Source organism: Actinomadura citrea (genome assembly GCF_013409045.1).
GTDB lineage: Bacteria > Actinomycetota > Actinomycetes > Streptosporangiales > Streptosporangiaceae > Spirillospora > Spirillospora citrea.
In genome coordinates, this window is sequence record NZ_JACCBT010000001.1 from 5,605,776 (window position 1) to 5,622,490 (window position 16,715).

Annotated in this window: 24 protein-coding genes and 1 pseudogene; 9 read left to right on the forward strand and 16 right to left on the reverse strand. The window is 69.4% G+C overall.

Features of this window, described 5'->3' with window-relative positions; translation table 11 throughout:
• Positions 1-79 precede the first annotated feature (79 nt).
• Positions 80-421, reverse strand: a complete 342-nt coding sequence (locus BJ999_RS26050; RefSeq protein ID WP_218935236.1) for a hypothetical protein — start codon at positions 419-421, stop codon at positions 80-82.
• A 133-nt stretch (positions 422-554) separates the two neighbouring features.
• Here BJ999_RS26050 and BJ999_RS26055 point away from each other — a divergent pair, with 133 nt between their 5' ends.
• Entirely contained in the window at positions 555-1,283 is a 729-nt protein-coding gene (locus BJ999_RS26055) for an SDR family NAD(P)-dependent oxidoreductase (RefSeq protein ID WP_179835720.1), read from the forward strand.
• Between the two features lie 289 nt (positions 1,284-1,572).
• A complete protein-coding gene (locus BJ999_RS26060; protein WP_179835721.1) occupies positions 1,573-2,298 on the forward strand; it encodes a sigma factor in 726 nt (241 codons plus the stop codon).
• 301 nt (positions 2,299-2,599) lie between these two features.
• Here BJ999_RS26060 and BJ999_RS26065 read toward each other — a convergent pair whose 3' ends face one another.
• Entirely contained in the window at positions 2,600-2,854 is a 255-nt protein-coding gene (locus BJ999_RS26065; protein WP_179835722.1) for a hypothetical protein, read from the reverse strand.
• 103 nt (positions 2,855-2,957) lie between these two features.
• On the reverse strand, positions 2,958-3,389 hold the full coding sequence (locus BJ999_RS41445) for a maleylpyruvate isomerase N-terminal domain-containing protein (RefSeq protein WP_218935237.1): 432 nt from the start codon (positions 3,387-3,389) through the stop codon (positions 2,958-2,960).
• A gap of 88 nt (positions 3,390-3,477) precedes the next feature.
• Here BJ999_RS41445 and BJ999_RS26080 point away from each other — a divergent pair, with 88 nt between their 5' ends.
• Positions 3,478-3,861, forward strand: coding sequence for a hypothetical protein (locus BJ999_RS26080; protein WP_179835723.1), 384 nt, complete (start codon positions 3,478-3,480; stop codon positions 3,859-3,861).
• Positions 3,862-4,204: 343 nt separating this feature from the next.
• Here BJ999_RS26080 and BJ999_RS26085 read toward each other — a convergent pair whose 3' ends face one another.
• Both BJ999_RS26085 and BJ999_RS26090 read right to left on the reverse strand, forming a co-directional pair.
• Positions 4,205-4,372 (reverse strand): hypothetical protein, encoded by a 168-nt coding sequence (locus BJ999_RS26085; protein WP_179835724.1) that lies wholly within the window; start codon positions 4,370-4,372, stop codon positions 4,205-4,207.
• Entirely contained in the window at positions 4,369-4,815 is a 447-nt protein-coding gene (locus BJ999_RS26090; protein WP_179835725.1) for a MarR family winged helix-turn-helix transcriptional regulator, read from the reverse strand. The genes BJ999_RS26085 and BJ999_RS26090 overlap by 4 nt, the downstream gene beginning before the upstream one ends.
• A gap of 111 nt (positions 4,816-4,926) precedes the next feature.
• Here BJ999_RS26090 and BJ999_RS26095 point away from each other — a divergent pair, with 111 nt between their 5' ends.
• On the forward strand, positions 4,927-6,159 hold the full coding sequence (locus tag BJ999_RS26095) for an amidohydrolase family protein (protein WP_179835726.1): 1,233 nt from the start codon (positions 4,927-4,929) through the stop codon (positions 6,157-6,159).
• Here the strand turns inward: BJ999_RS26095 and BJ999_RS26100 are convergent.
• From BJ999_RS26100 to BJ999_RS26110, 3 genes and pseudogenes are all read right to left on the reverse strand, one after another.
• Positions 6,113-6,490, reverse strand: a complete 378-nt coding sequence (locus BJ999_RS26100; protein WP_229810775.1) for a DUF4158 domain-containing protein — start codon at positions 6,488-6,490, stop codon at positions 6,113-6,115. The genes BJ999_RS26095 and BJ999_RS26100 overlap by 47 nt on opposite strands.
• A 211-nt stretch (positions 6,491-6,701) precedes the next feature.
• Positions 6,702-7,229 (reverse strand): hypothetical protein, encoded by a 528-nt coding sequence (locus BJ999_RS26105; protein WP_179835727.1) that lies wholly within the window; start codon positions 7,227-7,229, stop codon positions 6,702-6,704.
• Positions 7,207-7,525, reverse strand: a pseudogene (locus BJ999_RS26110) (transposase); the annotation flags it as partial. The gene BJ999_RS26105 and the pseudogene BJ999_RS26110, both read right to left, overlap by 23 nt.
• Before the next feature lie 442 nt (positions 7,526-7,967).
• On the opposite strand from BJ999_RS26110, the gene BJ999_RS26115 reads away from it, so the two are divergent.
• The gene (locus BJ999_RS26115; RefSeq protein ID WP_179835728.1) at positions 7,968-8,219 is read left to right on the forward strand and encodes a PDDEXK family nuclease; all 252 of its coding nucleotides are present in this window, start codon (positions 7,968-7,970) and stop codon (positions 8,217-8,219) included.
• A 635-nt stretch (positions 8,220-8,854) separates the two neighbouring features.
• Here the strand turns inward: BJ999_RS26115 and BJ999_RS26120 are convergent.
• The 5 genes from BJ999_RS26120 to BJ999_RS43720 form a co-directional block, all read right to left on the reverse strand.
• The gene (locus BJ999_RS26120) at positions 8,855-9,343 is read right to left on the reverse strand and encodes a S26 family signal peptidase (RefSeq protein ID WP_179831525.1); all 489 of its coding nucleotides are present in this window, start codon (positions 9,341-9,343) and stop codon (positions 8,855-8,857) included.
• Positions 9,340-9,684: a hypothetical protein gene (locus BJ999_RS26125; RefSeq protein WP_218935240.1), complete on the reverse strand. Its 345-nt coding sequence runs from the start codon at positions 9,682-9,684 to the stop codon at positions 9,340-9,342. Before BJ999_RS26125 ends, BJ999_RS26120 begins: the two co-directional genes overlap by 4 nt.
• Positions 9,621-9,803 carry a hypothetical protein gene (locus tag BJ999_RS26130; protein WP_179835729.1) on the reverse strand — a complete coding sequence of 61 codons (183 nt, stop codon included), beginning with the start codon at positions 9,801-9,803 and terminating at the stop codon, positions 9,621-9,623. Before BJ999_RS26130 ends, BJ999_RS26125 begins: the two co-directional genes overlap by 64 nt.
• Before the next feature lie 60 nt (positions 9,804-9,863).
• Positions 9,864-10,028 carry a hypothetical protein gene (locus BJ999_RS26135; RefSeq protein WP_179835730.1) on the reverse strand — a complete coding sequence of 55 codons (165 nt, stop codon included), beginning with the start codon at positions 10,026-10,028 and terminating at the stop codon, positions 9,864-9,866.
• Positions 10,029-11,175: 1,147 nt separating this feature from the next.
• A complete protein-coding gene (locus BJ999_RS43720; RefSeq protein ID WP_218935241.1) occupies positions 11,176-11,451 on the reverse strand; it encodes an NUDIX hydrolase in 276 nt (91 codons plus the stop codon).
• A 225-nt stretch (positions 11,452-11,676) separates the two neighbouring features.
• Between BJ999_RS43720 and BJ999_RS26145 the strand changes: the two genes are divergently transcribed.
• From BJ999_RS26145 to BJ999_RS26155, 3 genes are all read left to right on the forward strand, one after another.
• A complete protein-coding gene (locus BJ999_RS26145; RefSeq protein ID WP_179835731.1) occupies positions 11,677-11,832 on the forward strand; it encodes a hypothetical protein in 156 nt (51 codons plus the stop codon).
• 351 nt (positions 11,833-12,183) lie between these two features.
• Entirely contained in the window at positions 12,184-12,816 is a 633-nt protein-coding gene (locus BJ999_RS26150; RefSeq protein ID WP_179835732.1) for a TetR/AcrR family transcriptional regulator, read from the forward strand.
• Between the two features lie 42 nt (positions 12,817-12,858).
• Positions 12,859-13,170 (forward strand): HAMP domain-containing histidine kinase, encoded by a 312-nt coding sequence (locus BJ999_RS26155; RefSeq protein WP_179835733.1) that lies wholly within the window; start codon positions 12,859-12,861, stop codon positions 13,168-13,170.
• 190 nt (positions 13,171-13,360) lie between these two features.
• Here BJ999_RS26155 and BJ999_RS26160 read toward each other — a convergent pair whose 3' ends face one another.
• Both BJ999_RS26160 and BJ999_RS26165 read right to left on the reverse strand, forming a co-directional pair.
• Complete coding sequence (locus BJ999_RS26160; RefSeq protein WP_141582627.1) at positions 13,361-13,618, reverse strand: hypothetical protein; 258 nt, start codon at positions 13,616-13,618, stop codon at positions 13,361-13,363.
• Positions 13,615-13,914, reverse strand: a complete 300-nt coding sequence (locus tag BJ999_RS26165) for a DUF6247 family protein (protein WP_179835734.1) — start codon at positions 13,912-13,914, stop codon at positions 13,615-13,617. Before BJ999_RS26165 ends, BJ999_RS26160 begins: the two co-directional genes overlap by 4 nt.
• A gap of 368 nt (positions 13,915-14,282) precedes the next feature.
• Between BJ999_RS26165 and BJ999_RS26170 the strand changes: the two genes are divergently transcribed.
• Positions 14,283-14,819, forward strand: coding sequence for a dihydrofolate reductase family protein (locus tag BJ999_RS26170; RefSeq protein ID WP_179835735.1), 537 nt, complete (start codon positions 14,283-14,285; stop codon positions 14,817-14,819).
• Positions 14,820-14,890: 71 nt separating this feature from the next.
• Here the strand turns inward: BJ999_RS26170 and BJ999_RS26175 are convergent, their stop codons facing one another.
• Positions 14,891-16,012, reverse strand: a complete 1,122-nt coding sequence (locus BJ999_RS26175) for a TRM11 family SAM-dependent methyltransferase (RefSeq protein ID WP_179835736.1) — start codon at positions 16,010-16,012, stop codon at positions 14,891-14,893.
• Between the last annotated feature and the right edge of the window lie 703 nt (positions 16,013-16,715).

A 16,715-nucleotide genomic window follows, 5' to 3' on the forward strand; every position in this document is an offset into this window, starting at 1 on the left:
CACCAGGGCCGAGCCGGGGCCGGCCGCCCACAACCTGCCCTGCCGGTCATGGGCGACTGGTACTTCGTGCTGCCGTCCCTCAGGCGGGTTTGCCCATGTCGATCCACCGCTGGAGTTTCTCCAGGTCCGCCTCGGGCCATGCGCCGTCGCATGGCATTCGCCCGCTCAGCAGGGAACCGATGATGGCGTCGGCGTGCTCGGAGACGTCGGCATGATCGAACAGGTCGAAACGGGTCAGCATCGCGGCGCGGTCCTTCGTGCGGAACAGAGGCTTGATGTCCTGCTCGAAGCTGAGTTCGTCGCCCTCAGTGGAGGATGGCACGTCTTGCTCTCCTTTCATGGAAATGGCGGGATCGGTCCCCTGGATAGACCGGACAGCCCGCTTATCCGTGACAGGCTCCGCGCGGACGAGGGTGAGCACGCGCATTTCGATGGGGCCGTCACAGTCCGGGCGGGTCGCCTGTCTTAGCTGGCGACCGGGTGACACCCGGGGCGCGGCGGATCCGTGCTCCGGCGGCCGCCGCGTACCTACTGGAAGGCTGAAAGTGCACGACATGTTCAACGGCAAGGTCGTCCTCGTCACCGGAGCGTCCTCGGGCATCGGCGAGGCCACGGCACTGGCCTTCTCGGCGGAGGGCGCCCGCGTCGCCGCCGGAGCCCGGCGCGCCGGTCGGCTGGAGTCTCTCGCGCGCACGGCGCCGGGCGAGGTCCTGACCCTCGATCTGGACGTGACCGACCAGGAGTCGGTGCGAGCGGCGGTCTCCGCGACCGTCGAGCGCTTCGGCGCCCTGGACGTCCTGGTGAACAACGCCGGCGTGATGCTCAACGGCCCGATCGCGGGTGCGGACACCGCCGAATGGACGCGCATGGTCGAGACCAACCTGCTCGGGTCGATGTACATGGTCCACGCGGCATTGCCGCACCTGCTGAAGGCCAAGGGCACCATCGTGCAGATCTCCTCGACCTCGGGCCGGGTCGCGTCGGCCTACAGCGGCGTCTACGGCGCCACGAAGTTCGGCATCACCGCCTTCTCCGAGGCGCTGCGGCAGGAGGTCACGGCCCAGGGCGTTCGCGTGGTGGTCGTCGAGCCCGGCTTCGTCGCGACCGAGCTGATCAGCCACAACACAGATCCCACGATGCGGGCCCTCGCACGGGACATGGCCGCCGCCATGCGCACCCTGCAGCCCGAGGACATCGCCAACGCCGTCGTGTACGCGGTCACCCAGCCCGAGCACGTCGCTGTCAACGAGATCCTCGTCCGCCCGACCGACCAGACCAGGTAGGAGAGCGATCTCAAACGGCCGGGTCCCGGGGGCGGTGCTCCTGTACCTGACGGTCAAGGCCACGGCCCGGTTCTGGGACGCCTACACCACCCGCCGGAGGCAGTGGTCGCCTCCATCCTCGACGCCGCCGGTCTTACAGGTAGGCCCGTCTGAATCGTGCCGCCGCCGCGGCGCCGAAGGGGTCACAACTCGGCGAGCTGTCCGGTCTTAGCTGGCAACGGTGAAGAGGTGAGGACGACATGCCCACGATCCGGACGGCCGGCGGCCGCGGCGTTGATGACGGTCGCCCATGACCGGCCCGGACGCCAGCGCCCTCGCCTCGCTCGCGGAGATGCTCGATGAACGGCGGCACCTGGTGGACATCGCCACCTGGATGTTCGGCTCCGCCGCCGCGGCCGAGGAGATCGTCCAGGAGACCTACCGTCGCTGGTACGTCCTCGACGACCGCGAACGCGCCGCCATCGCGTTGCCCCGGGCCTGGCTGACCCGGGTGGCGGGGGGCATCTGCCTGGAACTGATCGCCTCCACCGCCGCGGCCGTCCCCAGCGATCCGGCCCTCCCGAGTCCGGTTCGCCGTCCGGCCCCGTCGAGCACGCCCGGCCTCGCCGACGGCCGGGCGCGGCCCGGACGGGACCTCCCCAGCCGCGCGATGCTGCGAAGGCATGATCGGATCGCGCGGCGGTTCGCGGCGGCCTGCGGCGCGGCGGACACGGCCGCGCTGATGGCCGTCCTCGCCGCCGAAGCGATCGTGGTCAGCGACGGCGGCGGCAAGCTGCGCGCCGCCGTCCATCCGACCCACGGCGCGGACGCCGTGGCCCGGTTCATCACGGCCCTGCTGTCGGGCCGCCCCCGTACCGCCGTGACCGTCGGCTCGGTCAACGGCCGCACCGGCCTCGTCCTGCGCCGCGAAGGACGGACGGTGGCGGTGGTCAGCGTGAGCACGGCGGGCGACGAGGTCACCGCCGTCTGGATCGTGCTGAACCCCGCCAAACTGGGCGGCTGGCATCGACCCTGACCTGCGGGGCTCGGCCAGGCTTGAGGGGGCTCGCGGGGCAGATCGAGGGCACGGATCACACTGCCGCCGACCCGCGCCGACCACCGTGATGACGAAGGGGCCCCGGAAAGCGCCGTTAGCTGGGCCAGCATCGACGCCATCTGGTCCTACAAGACCAGCGAACTCGTGACCGCAACGCGCGCAGATCACCACCCACGGCGGCATCTCCGTCGAACTCGACATGGTCCACCCCTGGCGGCCGCACCCGTGATGCGCATGGACGGCCTAGGAGGCGGCTCTGTGCCAGTTGGAGCGGCGGCAGCTAGACGAGGCCCAGTGCGGCGGGCAGGTCCAGAGCCGTTGGTTGCCAGCCGGGGTCGGTCTCCTGCTGGGCAATGTCGAGGAGCAGCGTGGATAGCGCCTGCCTGTTTGAGGCCGAAGTGGTGTTGAGGTGCGCGGCTATTGGTTCCAGGAGGGCTGTCGCGACGTCGGGGTCGATGTCATCGTCCTCGGCGAGGTCGATCGAGACGATCAAGTCCATGAGGGTCTTGGCGAGTATTCGTTCGAGCTCGGTCATGGGCCTGCCTCATAGCTGGGGGGTGTTGCAGGGGGTGATTCGTTCATGGTGCCAGTCCGGGCAGCGCTGCTGGTCACGGTGTCGATGGCCACTCGTAGCGGTGTTACTGCCCAACCGAGCAGCGATTCGCGATCGCGATCGCGGCGATCGTACTCATGCCCCGCTCGGCCAAGAGGGCTTGAACGGCCTCCATCCCTTCGTTCCCCAGCACGGGACGGCACTCCTCGACCAGCGTGGTCCAACGCGCCGCTTGCCCGGCCGACAGCCCGTCGTTGATGCGGTCGAGGAAGGTGGGGAACGCTTCGCCGTCTTGCGGATGCAGCACGTGGAAGCCGTCGCGGTAGATGGACAGGCGCCCGATGTGGTCGCCGAGCACGTGCACGGCGACATCTTTGACGCTCCATCCGGGGCAGATCGTCGGCTTGGCCCACTCGTCGGCGTCGAGTCGGCGCAGCAGGTCGATGAACGCGACCTGTTGCTCGGCGGGCACGGGCCGGACGTTGATGGGCGTTCCCAACCAGGAGGTGTCGGTCATCGTGTCCTCTCAGTGTTCTGCGCTGCTGATGCGCCGGGCGACGGTGGCGGCGTAGCTGGTCCAGTCCCCGGCGCAGGCGCTTTGCCAGGTGACGGCGACAGCGATGTGGATGCCGAGCCATCCGGGCGAGCACCGCGGCGGGCAGTTCGGTGGCGAGCTGGAACAGGGCGGCGGAGCGAGCTCGGCCAGCGTGGATGCCGAACTCGCGGAGTCGTTCGGCCATGCGAAAGGCGCTGATGGGCTGGCCGGGTTGCCCGCCGGGGAACAGCCAGAGGGAAGTTCCCGGGTCGCCGATGGCGGCGTGCCCGTGCCGGGCCGCGGCGACCTGCCTGGCCAGAATGTCGAGGGGGTCGGGAAGCACAACGGGCTCGAGGCCGAGACGCAGCCGTACCTCGCGATCGCTGGTGTGGACGTGCCGCCGCGGTTCGGGTGGCCGCCCCTATGTGTGGCGGGATGTAGCAGACACTGGTGATGGACTGTCGGTGGCATTCCCAGCAGGTGTACGTGCGATGGCCCCACATGCCTCGCCGGCGGGCATCGATCGCTGCCGGACACTGGCAGGGCGACCAGCCGACGAGGACGTGACCAGGGCCGAGCCAGTGCCCATACGGGCAGCCGCTCGGTGGTCGGTCGATCTCGCCCCTTTCCACAAGCTCAGGCTAGTCGAACACGTTTTCGGTTCCGGTGCAGGTGTGAACAGGGGCGAGTATCAGCTCACGGCGCCAGGATGCGCCGGGCGAGCACGGCGTGTCGGCTCGCGGTGGTGGAGGAGACTTTGAGGACCATGGCCAGGTGCAGTGGGTCCGGCGCCGTGGTCAACGCTTCGTGCAGCAGCCGGTCGCGTTCCAGATCGACCCCGCGCTGGCATTGATCGCAAGGGAGCGATGGGTGACGGTCAGCGGATCGAGTCCGCCGGTGATGTCGGTTGCGGTGATCTCCCGCAGATGGCGCCTCAATCGTGATCTATGGGCCGGGCGGGTCACGCCGACCAGGTTCTGCTGTCCTGGCTGTACCGGATCAGGTGCTGGGCGAATTGGCGGCGTTCGGCGGGGTCCCAGGCGGCGGTGATGTGGGTGAAGGCCTCTGACTGGTCGGTGGCGTAGCGGCGGCGCTCGGCTTCGCCGGTGTCGGTGAGTTCGAGGACGGTGCGTCGGCCGTCAGCCTGGGAGGCGGCCCGGCGGAGCAGGCCATCGGCGATCAGCGCGGCGATGCTGCGGCTGGCGACGGGCTGGCTGACGCCCATCTCGCTGGCGATGCCGCCGACCGTCATCTCGCCGGGGGCGTCGGCGACGATGTTCAGGATCATGTTGCGGGTGAGGTCCCCCCGGCCGGCGGAGGTGCGGCGTCGCAGGCGCGACAGGGCGGGCCCCACCTGGAGGAGGAGGGCACTGTCGTCGGGTTCCGAAGGCGGCGGCGAGCTGGACATGTCCTCATTCTAAAGGATGGTCTTACCAACTACATGTCCATGCCTTGGTGCAACTACATATCTTTTGCTATACGTTAGAGGGAGTGCTGACCTGCAGAAACGAGGATGACCATGAGTGTGACTGCCATCACCGGTGCCAGGGTTTTCGACGGGGAGAAGTCTCTGGGCGTGACGACGGTGCTGATCGACGACGGGCGGATCGTCGGTGTCGGCGGGGAGGCCCCCACAGGAGCGGAGATCGTCGACGGCAGTGGTGCGACGCTGCTGCCGGGATTGATCGACGCGCATGTCCACACCAGCCCGCCGTCCCTGGCGATGGCGCTGCGGTTCGGGGTGACGACCGAGCTGGAGATGCAGGGCACCAATACCCGTGACAGGCGTGCCCGCGCCGGTGAGGATGACACGCTCGCCGATGTCCGTTCCGCCGGCTTCGGGCTCACCCCGCCTGGCGGGCATCCCAGTGAGCTGTTCCCGCCGGATTTCAAGCGCCCGGGTGCAGGCGGCCCCGAGGGCGGCAAGCCCGCCGGTGAGCCGCCGTATCAGCCGGACGCCACCAGCCCGGAGGCGGCCGTCGCGTCGGTCCGGCAGCTGGTGGCCCGCGGTTCGGACTACGTCAAGTTCATGATCGACGACGGCAGCGTCGAGGGGCACCCTGGCCTGCCGATGCTCGATCAGGCCACGTTGAACGCGGGCGTGGCCGAGGCCAAGAAGTACGGGCTGCTCACCATCGCGCACGCCCTGACCATCGACGCCACCAGGATGGCGATGGAAGCGGGCATCGACGGCCTGGCGCACGTGTTCGTGGAGCCCTGCACCGAGGAGATCCTCGCCATGATCAAGGACGCGGATGCGTTCGTCGTGCCCTGCGCGGTCCTCAACGCCTCTCTGATGGGCCACACGGGCAGCGATCTGGCCGACGATCCTAGGGTGGCCTCCCGCCTGGATGAGGGCTGGGACAAGACGCTGCGTTCCAGCTTCAACTGCTACCCCCAGGGCGACATCCAGGACGTCCTGGACACCATCAAGATCTTCCACGACGCCGGCATCGACCTGTTGGCGGGCACCGACGTGTCCGTACCCGTACCGTTCCTGGGCGGCCTCGCACACGGCGCCAGCCTGCACCACGAACTGCAGTTCCTGGTGCGGGCCGGGCTCACCCCCGCCCACGCGCTGCGCGCGGCGACCGCCACCACCGCCCGCCGGTTCGCCCTGGCCGACCGCGGCCGGATCGCCGACGGCCTGCGCGCCGACCTGCTCCTGGTCGACGGCGACCCCACCACGACCATCGCCGACACCCTCAGCACCCGCGCGATCTGGCGCCGAGGCAACCGCGTCGCCGCCTGACGCCCGGGACACTGCCGACCAGCCGCTCCAGCACCGACACCCCCGGGAGCAGCACCCGATGCCGCCGCAACCACCCCGCCGCCTGCTCGAACAGCGCCGTCGGCCCCTCCGAGTGCGTCCACGTCCGCCCATGCAGGAACGTCAGGAACCGCTTCGCCAGAACGCGCTCCTGCCACGACTCACGATCCTCGAACACCCGGTAGCCGTAGGCATCGCGGATCATCCACGCGTGGTCGTAGGCCGTCTGCGGGCGCACGACGTACCGCTTCACCTGGGAGGGATCGCCGATCTCCAGCTGCCCCGCCAGATAGTCGACCACCGGCCACGGCACCGCCAAGTGGATCCTCCAGGAACAAGCCCTTGTACCGGACCGTCCCGATCTGAAGAGCGGAGCTTATCTGGAGTCGCCCGAACGCCCGACGCTTTCACCTGCGGTTGTGCCTTGCAGACGAGGTCCGGAAGGCAGATGTCGGTGGCACGAAGGCGCCATCTTCGTGGTCAGGAACTGTCACTCAAGCGTTGTCCGCGGGGGCGGCGTGGCCTCAGACGTAGTCGCGCCAGAACGGCACGGTGGCTTGAGGCGCCCAGTCTTCGGGGCGCTCGGGCCGAGGTTCTTCGAATTCCTGGCTGATGTAGTCGAGCAGGTCGGCGCCGTAGTAGATGATGTCGCTGCCCCAGATCGACAAGACCGGGTGGCCGAAGGTGCCGTGGCCTGCGGGCAAGAATCTGTGCCCATAGACGGGGATCATCTTCGGCACCTCGGCCAGTTGCGATCGTGCCAGGTCGACGGCCGCTTCGCTGGAATCCGGCCGTTCGCCCCAGGCGGGTTGCCAGTGCCCGTGCTGGACGTCCTGGAGCAGGAAGTCGATCGGCCAGTTGAGGTGTCGGCGGAGTTCGTCGGGGTCGCTGTTGCGCCAGTCCGGCCATGGTCTTTCCCACGCGTAGCTGGTGCCCGGCTTCTCTTCCCTGGGTTCGTGGACGGGCAGTCCGGCGGCGAGGAAGGCGCGGTGGTCGTTGGCGAACTCAAATCCGTACTCGTGCTCGATGCGAGTGAACTCTGCTTCGGTCAAGCCTCCCTGGACCAGCCAGCTGCCCGGCGGCGTGCAATTCCTCCAGCAACAGGCGGTGCAGCCGCTCCCACACGGCCGGCCTGGTGCCACTCGGCCAACCGCCGCCAGCACGTCATCCCCGACCCGAACCCCAGCTCCTGCGGCAGGAACTCCCACCGGATCCCTGTGTGCAGCACGAACAAGATCCCGCACAACACCTTGCGGTCGTCCAACCGCCTGCGGCCAGTGTGGCGTTTGCGGCACTCGATCTTCGGCAGCAGCGGCTCGACCCGCTCCCACAGACTGTCGGGCACGATCCACGGGGGTAGCTCACCCTTAAGCACCCGCCCACATCACACCCCAAAATCACTACCTGTCGCGCCACATGCACATTTTGTTATGAGCTCTTAGGCTTCATCGTCCGGGTCGTCCAGACGGTCTTTCCGCAGGAGTCGGCCGACCGGCTGGAGTGGTGGCTCGACCGTCGCCGCCACCAGCGGCTGGCCGCCCGCACAAGCGCGGTCGGCGCGCCCGCAGCGCAGGGATGCCGCAGCGACTGCTGCCGGAAAGCGCAGGTCCAGGAGGCGGACCGCACGACCCCCGATTCTTAAACCGGTGGAAGGCGGTGTTCTTCTCGATCAACGCCGAGGCCCGCCGGGCCACGCCCCCACGCGACGGTGATGCCGGCCCCGCACCACCATCGGGCCCAGGACGGGCGCGGCCCAGCGCCGCGCACCCGGTCCACTCCCGCGCCAGCGCATGGACTTCCTATTGCTCCTGCCGCACCGCGCCCGCGTCGTGATCGAGTGCGACGGCAAGCAGCACTACGCCGACTTCGACGGCCGCACCGACCCCCGCCGGTACGCCGCGATGATGGCTGAAGACCGCGACCTTCGTCTGAAGGGGTACGAGGTGTACCGATTCGGTGGCGCCGACCTCACCGACGATCAGGCCACCGAACAGCTACTCAGCGCGTTCTTCGACCGTCTACATGAACGTCACCGCCAATAGCTCGCAGCGCCCTCATTGTCTGGATCCCGGCTCGTCATCACCACCGGCAAGAAGAAAGGCCAGCACCCCTCGGCCGCCACCGTGATGCGCATGCTCCGCGAACACGACCAACGGGCAGCGACGATGGCCGATCCCTGACCGTCACCATTAGTCACCACAACTACGCACAGCTACTTTTCACTTGGCCGCACCGACCCGAGCGGAGGGCCAGCGAGCGAGCTGCTCGACGTCGGCAGGGTCGATCTCGCTGACGAGCTCGGGTCCCACATCCACCATCACCACGGCGCACTCTGCTCCGGTCAGATCCCGTGTTTCCACGGTAGGGCGCGCACCGGGGCGGGGGCCTGCGATTCCCAGCATGGCCTGGGCTCAGACGCAGACGGCCAGCCGCGCGGATGTCCGGCCGCAGACGATGAGCTCCGGCCTGCGGCCGGACTCCTCCTTTTCCTTCCGACCCGAGGCCGGACGGTACGCGGGCCGCAGAACCCGTCAAGGGCGCCTACGGCGTCGCTACGCGGTGGCCTACGGCCACCCTTGACAGAACCATGCCTGATGATCGCGTCCATCGCCCATCGGTGTTCAACCGGCTTGTGTCCGCTTGCGGCGGGCGCCGACTGGCGGGACCTCCTGCGCGGTCAGGGCGCCGGGAGTCTGCGGACGGCCACGCCGATGAACCGGTCGGCGGGGACGAATCCGTAGTCGCGGGAATCCCAGCTGGTGGGCGCGTTGTCGCCCAGCACGACGAGGGCACCCGGCGGCACGGTCGTCTCCCGCGTCTCCCGCAGGCACGGCACCCGGTCCACCGGGACGGGATCACCGGCCACCGCGATCGCCCGCTTGACGAGCAGGAGCCCGTCCGGGTGGACCCGCATGACCGGGGTCTCCTCGTCCGGGGCGGGGGCATCGGGGGGCGGCGCGTCCAGCGTCGGCGGCTGGATCCGCACCACCACGATCTGGCCCGCGCGCACCCGCCGGGTCCGGCGGACGAGGAGCCGGTCGCCGGAGTGGAGCGTCGGCTCCATGCTGGGTCCGTCGACCGTGGTGATCAGGTACCGCAGGCGCACCCAGCCGGTGAGGGCGCCGGACACCAGGAGCACGCCTGCCGCGGCGGCGAGCCACATCATCCGATGTCCTCGGAAGGCCGCGGAGCCTCCTGGTATCCGGCCGCCTGCAGCCGGAACAGGCGGGCGTAGTGGCCGCCCGCCGCCAGCAGCGTCTCGTGCGTGCCGAGCTCGGCCACGCGCCCGCCGTCGAGGATCGCGATGAGCCCGGCGTCCCGTACGGCGCTGAGCCGATGCGAGATCAGCAGGCTGGTCCCGCCGGACCGGTGGAGGCGCATCTGGGCGTGGACCTCGTGCTCGGCCTCGGGGTCGAGACCGGAGCTGGGCTCGTCCAGGATCATCAGGTCCCGGCCGTCGCGGACGAAGGCACGGGCCAGAGCGAGGCGCTGCACGCCCCCGCGCACGCGGGCACCAGCGCGGGGACGGACCTGGCGAAGCCGTCAAAGCCGCGGAGTTTGGACACGGCCGACACGGCGAAGACCAGCCCGATCAGGCAGGCGCAGCCGATCCGCACGAGTTCCATCCGCACTCCTCAGGGGGACCCGCACGGGCGGCATCAAGCCGCCGCCCGTGCAGGGGAGGCTCACGGCGATCCGCAAGCACCGATGACGTAGTGGCGGCACTGGCCGTCGCAGCAGGTCTTGCGGTAGTACAGGCCGCCGGAGCAGTAGTAGTAGTTCTTGCAGGCGGCGGACGCGGTGGCCTTGGGGGCCACGCGCGCCAGCAGGCGGTCGACGAGACGGGTCATGCGTGTCTCCTCTCCCCCGGCCGTCGGAGGCCGTGGGCAGCGATCATGATTCGGACCAACCGGATTACAGCACACTGAGGCCGCGATTGCCCCAAAATGATCATTTCTTTCGCTGGCGTGTTCGGCCCGGCCAGGCCAAGTCTGCGGCCCACCGCTTTCCTCCCATGCGACCCACACGCCGGTCACGCCGTCGCGCGTCCGTGGGTTTCCGCACACCATGCCTGTGGCGCGGGGGTGATGGAGATCCTCCACGATGTCGCCGTCCGTTGGCTCGTACTTGACGTAGCTGGCCGCCCCGCATCTACCCGGGCACGATGACCGGCTCGCCCCACATCGCGTATGGTCCGCCGACCATGTCGGCGTACCCCAACGGAAAGCGCCGACTCGCACCGGGCCGCAAGATTCTCAAGGCAGCCAACATGGCTTTCGCCGCCGACCTCGACCGGCCCCGGATGGCACACCCAGGATGACACGAGATCGCGCCGTGGATAAGGCTCTGACCTGCGGAAAGTTGGGGTGGGCGATACTGGGTTCGAACCAGTGGCCTCTTCGGTGTGAACACGATCAGTCGACCCCAGGAGAAGCCGCCTCTCGACATCGCCGCAGTTCAGGCAGCTTCCTTCGCTACTCCACGGCGCGTCTCAGGGCAGATCAAGTCTGTTCGGATCTCCCGCGAATAATACCCTGCCCTCATCATGGCGCGTGACTCACGGTAGCCGGGAGGCCGTCCGACTCGTAACACAGCCGACCGACCGCGCAAGGCGGCTGGACGACCTCTGCGGGCGCCCCGCCGCTCCCGGTGCCGGACCTGGCGCGTCGTGGCCAGCCCGGCGGCGCCCTCCTCTGCTCGGTGCCGAACTGTGGTCGCCCGGCTCGGGCTGCCGCGGCGGGCAGCCGCGGCCCCGTCAGCGGCGCCGCTAGATCGAACCCACCGCTGGAATTCTCATGAGGGGCGCCGCCTAGGGCGAACACGAGGCACTCGACTACTTGGCGCGCCACCCCTATATCGCTGTCCAGACCCTCAGTGCCAGTCGCGGTGTAGGCGTCACCCGCTGACCTGCCTCCTGCCGTCGCTGGTCTGCGCTGTTCCGTCCGAAGACCCAGCGGTGGGCGAAGAACACGATCGTGAGGAACCCGTTGGGCGCCTCTACCCCCACCCTCCATGGATGATCCCCGCCACCTTCGGTTCGGAGGGGTGGACGACCAGGCCGGTCTCCTCTTTCAGTTCCCGGGCTGCGGTGGCGGTCACGACTTCGCCCTTGTCGGCCTTGCCGATGGGGAGGTTCCAGTGCCGTGGAGCGAATCTGGCGTCGGGGCCGCGCTGGAGCAGCAGTACCTGTCCTTTGGCCTGGTCGTGAACGATGACGGCGGCGACGAGCAGGTTGTGGGAGTCCGGTGCCGGAGGCAGGGCGGATTCGGTCACGAAGACGATCCTCTCAAACGGGCGCGTGCTGGATCCGCTGCTCCAGCACGCCGGTGCCCGGCACGCCACGACGCCGGTAGAGCGTGAAGGTATGCCGGATCGAGGCGAACGCCGACCGGGTGCGCGCCGAGTCCATTCCCTCGGCGAGGTCGAGCGCGCGGCTCCATGCCGCGACCGCTTCGTCGGCGCGCTTGGGCCGCGAGGCAATCGCCCAGGTCCATGTGGGTGAGCAGGTGGACGCGCGGGAAGGCCGCGGGATCCCAGGAGGTGAAGGCCGCCCGGTACCGGACCTCGGTACCGGCATGGTCGCCGATCTCGGTCAGCGTCCTGGCGGTGTGGGAGTCGACCGTTCCGGCGGCGGGGCCCATGAGCAGGGAGTAGGTGGGTTGAGGTACGTCGTCGCGGGTGAGGGCATCTTCGGCGGCGAGCGGGGCGCGGGCGGGCTCGGGGCTTGTCGCCGAGGGCGGCGTGGGCGCGAGCGTGGGTGATGTGCAGGAGGGTCTTGGTGGCGCCGTCGGCGTGGCCGGCAGCGCGTGCCAGGGCGGCCTGAACGAGTAAGGCGGGCCGGATGATCTGCGCGGCGGGTCGGCGTCTTGCGCCGAGGCGATTCTGCCCGGCACTCGGCCGAGCAGGGCCACCAGGCGGGCGCGCCTCCAGCTCATCTGACGCCCGACTGTTAATGCGAACGATTTCGCGTTACCCTGTGTCACAACGCACAGGAAGGAGTGCCGCATGGAGGCGAAGCCGCGCGCGACGGGGGCCGTGCGCCCCGGCGGCCGGACGGCGCGCACCCGTGCGGCGGTGCTGGCCGCGACCCAGGGCGAACTGGAGGCCTGCGGATACGCAGGACTCACCCTGGAGAAGGTCGCCGAGCATTCGGGCGTGCATCTGGCCACGCTGTACCGGCGATGGCGGACGGTCGAGGGACTCGTCGTCGACCTGCTGGGCGAAATGGGCAAGACCGAGATCCCGATACCCGACACCGGCTCGTTCAAGCACGACCTGCGGGCGCTCGCGCTGGCCATCGCCGCCCTCTACCAGCAGCCCAGGGCCCGGGCGCTCGTCGAGGGCGTCGTGGCCGCCGCCGTCCGGTCCCCCGAGGCGTCCACCGCCTGGGCGACGGTGATCGCCGAGCGCAACCGCCTCGCGTCCCGGATCGTCGAACGGGCCATCGGACGCGGCGAACTGCCACCGGGCACCGACGGCATCGCGATCATCAGCGCCGTCGGCGCCCCCATCTACTACCGCCTGCTCGTCGCCCGCGGGCCGGTGGACGACGAGATCGCCGAGACCGCCGCCGCAGCCGCGCACACCGCCGCCCTCGGCGGCGCCTTCACCCCCGGTGACTCCCCCAGCCCTCCATAAGGCAGCGGCGTACACCCGCCGCACCAGCGAAAGGACCCGCACATGCGCCAGGACATCGAGTTCACCTCAGCCAGGACGACCGAGGTATGCAAGAGCTTCGACGCCGACCGGCGCGCCCGGTTCCACGGCGAGGCGCCGGCCGAGAGGCAGCGCCGATTCGCCGTCCAGGCCTCGCACGAGATGCGCACACCGCTTGCCGCGCTACGACTGGAGTTGGAAGAAGCCCTGACCAACAGGGACGTCGCCGACCCTTTCGCGGCGTTGAAGGAAGCGTTGCAGAGCGTCGAGCGCTTGGAGAACACGGTCATCGCCCTGCTCTGGTCGCTCCAAAGAGACGCTTCGGAGCACCCTTAGGCTGCAGCGGCGGGCGAGGCCGCGGAGGCGACGGTGGCCTGCCGGGTGAGGGCGAGGTAGTCGAAGATCGGGCCCCAGTGGCCGGGGTCGGTCGATGGCTGCGCCACCCTTGACCGAACCCGTCCGCCGCTAGGTACAGGTCTCGACGGGTCGGGGGAAGGAAGGTGGGGGAAGAACAGCGGCTACGCCGCTACCCCAACCAGAGGATGTCGAGGATGCGCAGCGTCTCTGTCTTCTCGTCCACCAGGAGCGTGAGCATGCCTTCGCCGCCGGCACCGAAGAAGGCGTGCCGGACCGCTGTCTGATCTGCCCGTTCCGGTACCGCGTCCCACGGAGCTTCGAGGAGTTGAAGGAGGCGTTCGAGGAGCGGCCCGTTGCGGACCTCCTCGGGGAGTCCGTTCAACTCGTACAGCGCACGGCCGTGGAAGCCGTCGAAGCGGTACGTCACACCTGGCCTTCCCAGCCCGGCGGGGTGTAGCGGACGAAGGTGTCTTCCCGGCCTTGCAGGGCGTCCTGCACAGCCTCTTCGTAGCCGGGACGGGCGTAGGCGATGGCTCGCAGGCGCCAGCGGCGCAGCAACGTCTGTACCTGCTTGAAGCGCGCCAGGTCGTGCGCGGCGTCGAGCGCCTCGTCATACTCGGCCCGGAACTTGTCGCGATGCGACGGCGGGAGCGCATCGAAGATCGCAGCCGGGTCCTCTCCGGGATCCCGCGATGCGGTCGGTTCCTCGGGCTGAGCGGTCATGATGCCAATCTACCCGTGTGCCGCACACGGGGACGGGACTCCCCGCAGGAGCACGAGCAAGATCCGGAGTAGGCACGGAGGATCTTGTGTGAGGTGGCGCGCTGTCGAGGAGTGTGCCCAGGTGGCAGGGCGCGTGGTCGTCGGAGAACCTCGGACTTCTGATCCGACGGTCTCGGGTTCGGGGCCGGCCCGGCACGCCGCGGAATCTAAACACGTCGAAGCAACCCGCCTAAGCCATCTGTCCAATGTGCCGACCCGCCATTCCGGGGATCCTAAATGCGCTCACCGGTATGCCATTTTCCCGGACGGGTGATCGAGCACCTGTGCACACCCGTCCGCGGGCAGAACTGATCCTGAGGAGAGAACACATGCGCAAGGTCGTGCTCTACCATCTGATGTCCCTGGACGGCGTCGCCTACGAGGACGGCGACTGGCTCGCCGACGACGGCCCCCAGCTGGTCACCTACCTCGGCAGAGTCATCGAGTCCCAGGACGACGTGGTGATGGGCCGCCGCACCTATGACTACTGGGCCGGTTACTGGCCGAAGTCGGACTTCGAACCCTTCGCAGGTTTCATCAACGGCACCCGCAAGCACGTCGTCACGTCCACGGCGCTCACTCAGGAGTGGGCGAACAGCACTGCGGTCGCCGCCTCGGCTACCGACCACGTGACGGCCCTGAAGCGCCAGCCCGGCCGCGACATCGGCATCCACGGAAGCATCTTTCTGGCGCGCACGCTGCTGCAGGCCGGGCTCATCGACGAGCTCCGGCTGGTCGTCGCACCCGCAGTGGTCGGCCACGGAACCCGAGTGTTCGAAGGCGAAACTCTCCAGCAATGGAGACTGCGCGACCTGGAACGAGACACAAACGGGACCCTGTTCCTCGACTACAGCCGTACCGCCTGAGACCCGTTCCTCGGCCCGAACATACGGTCGGAAGGCTCACCTCCGCTCTGACTAACGCCCGCTCGTTGATTTCAACGGAGGTTTCCTTCCGTCCGGCTCGTGCGTCTCCGGGTTTTGGGGGGTGCTGACGGGTGCAGGGCGACGATGTAGGACTGGGCGCCGGAGACGCGGACACCTTGGACGTGGACCGGGGTGAGGCCGTGCCGGATGGCGTCGGTCAGGGTCTCGGTGGTGGGCAGAAGGAGCAGGGCCCTGCCGTCCGGGGCCAGGACGCGGCGAAGCTCTGTCCACCAGCGGAACGGAGAGTCGGCGAGCAGCCCGCGGGGGTGGACCTGGGCGCCCCAGGGCGGGTTGCACAGGACGCGGTCGACACTGGCGTCGGGGATGGGGAGACGGCCGGCGTCGCCACGGTCTACGCGGACGGGCACGGCGGCGGCGTTCGCCCGTGCCGTCGCGACGGCGTCGGGAGACAGGTCGAAGCCGTACAGGCGGGCGCCGGGACGGGCGAGCGCGGCCTCGATCAGCAGGGTTCCGGCGCCGCAGCACGGGTCAAGGACGGTGTGGTCCGGGCGGATTCCGGCCAGTACGGCCATGGCCGCGGCCAGCGGCGGGTGCAGGGTGCCCCGGATCGACCGTTGCTTGTAGGCGCGGCGGTGCAACGGCCGGTCGCCGACCCGCAACATGAGCGTGGCGTGCGCGCCGTCCAGGGTCAGCCGCCACCCCCAGTACCCCGGCGGAGGCGCGGCGCCTGTACGCCGCGAGTGGTAGGGGACGCCGAGCCGCTCGGCCAGAGCCGTGCCCACGACATCCTCGGCGTCGTACCGGGTGAAGGTGCGCCGCCCGAGGAAGGAGGCGGAGACTTCGATGCCCGGCATATCGGTCGCCCCCCGCGTCAGTGCGCGGCGCAGGCGCAGCAGCAGGTCGGTGTCGGCCAGGGCGGCGAGCCCGGTGAGGGCTGTCAGGTCCTGCTTCGTCGTACCGAAGTCGGGCCGTCGCGCGGCCTGCAGGAACAGGTCGTCGGCCGTGCGCAGCTCCGGGATCGGCTCCGGCCTCGACGAGCGGAGACGGAAGTGGACCTCGCGATGACCGAGGCGGGTGACGGAGCCGAGCCCCGACTCCAGAACCTCGGCGGCGACCTCGGGCTCCAGGCCGCGTATGCAGCGGGCGACCAGGCGGGTGCGCGAAATGCGCATAGTGATCGTTCTTCTCCCACGTCAGCACCCGGGACGGCGCTCCGCCGTCCCGCCTCGCCGGCAACGGGTGATCCGCGCTTCGCCGGCGGCGTGCTAACGCAGGTGGAAGAAGAACGTCATGGGCGACAGTGTAGGCCTCTCCCACGTCCGCCTGGAGGTCGAAGGCGTTCCGGAGCTCCTGGAGAAGGTCGGGGTGATCGGTACCGAAGGCGGCCGCCGCAGCCCAGAGGGCGTCGAGCGATGCCTGCAGCGGGTCTGCGTCGAGGGCTCCGAACAGTGCGGGTACGGCGGCGGCCTTCTCGGAGAAGTTGTGGATCTCCCCACCGGGAAGTGTGACCGTCGAGCTCGGCACCCGCTCGTCGACCCACAGTCTCGCCCAGACCCGTTCCATGTCATCGAAGGGCGGCGGCAGGCGCTGTCCCCGGTCCAGTGCGTCCAGGGTGGGGGCGGTCCAAACGATGCTCGCCAGACCGGTCACGGCGTAGGCCCGTCGCGCCACCCATTGGGCGATCTCGCGCTGGACCTCCTGGTCGGCCTCGGCTACCGCCTTGCTCACGTCGCGGTCGAGCTGGGCCATGGCCCGCGCGTTACCCGACACGCGCCGGAGCCGCTCGCCGGGCAGGCGTCCGCCCCATGATCGCCTCTCGTCACGCAGCCTGACACTGAACCGGCTGTCCGCGCTGCAGCTGGACGACGCGGACCC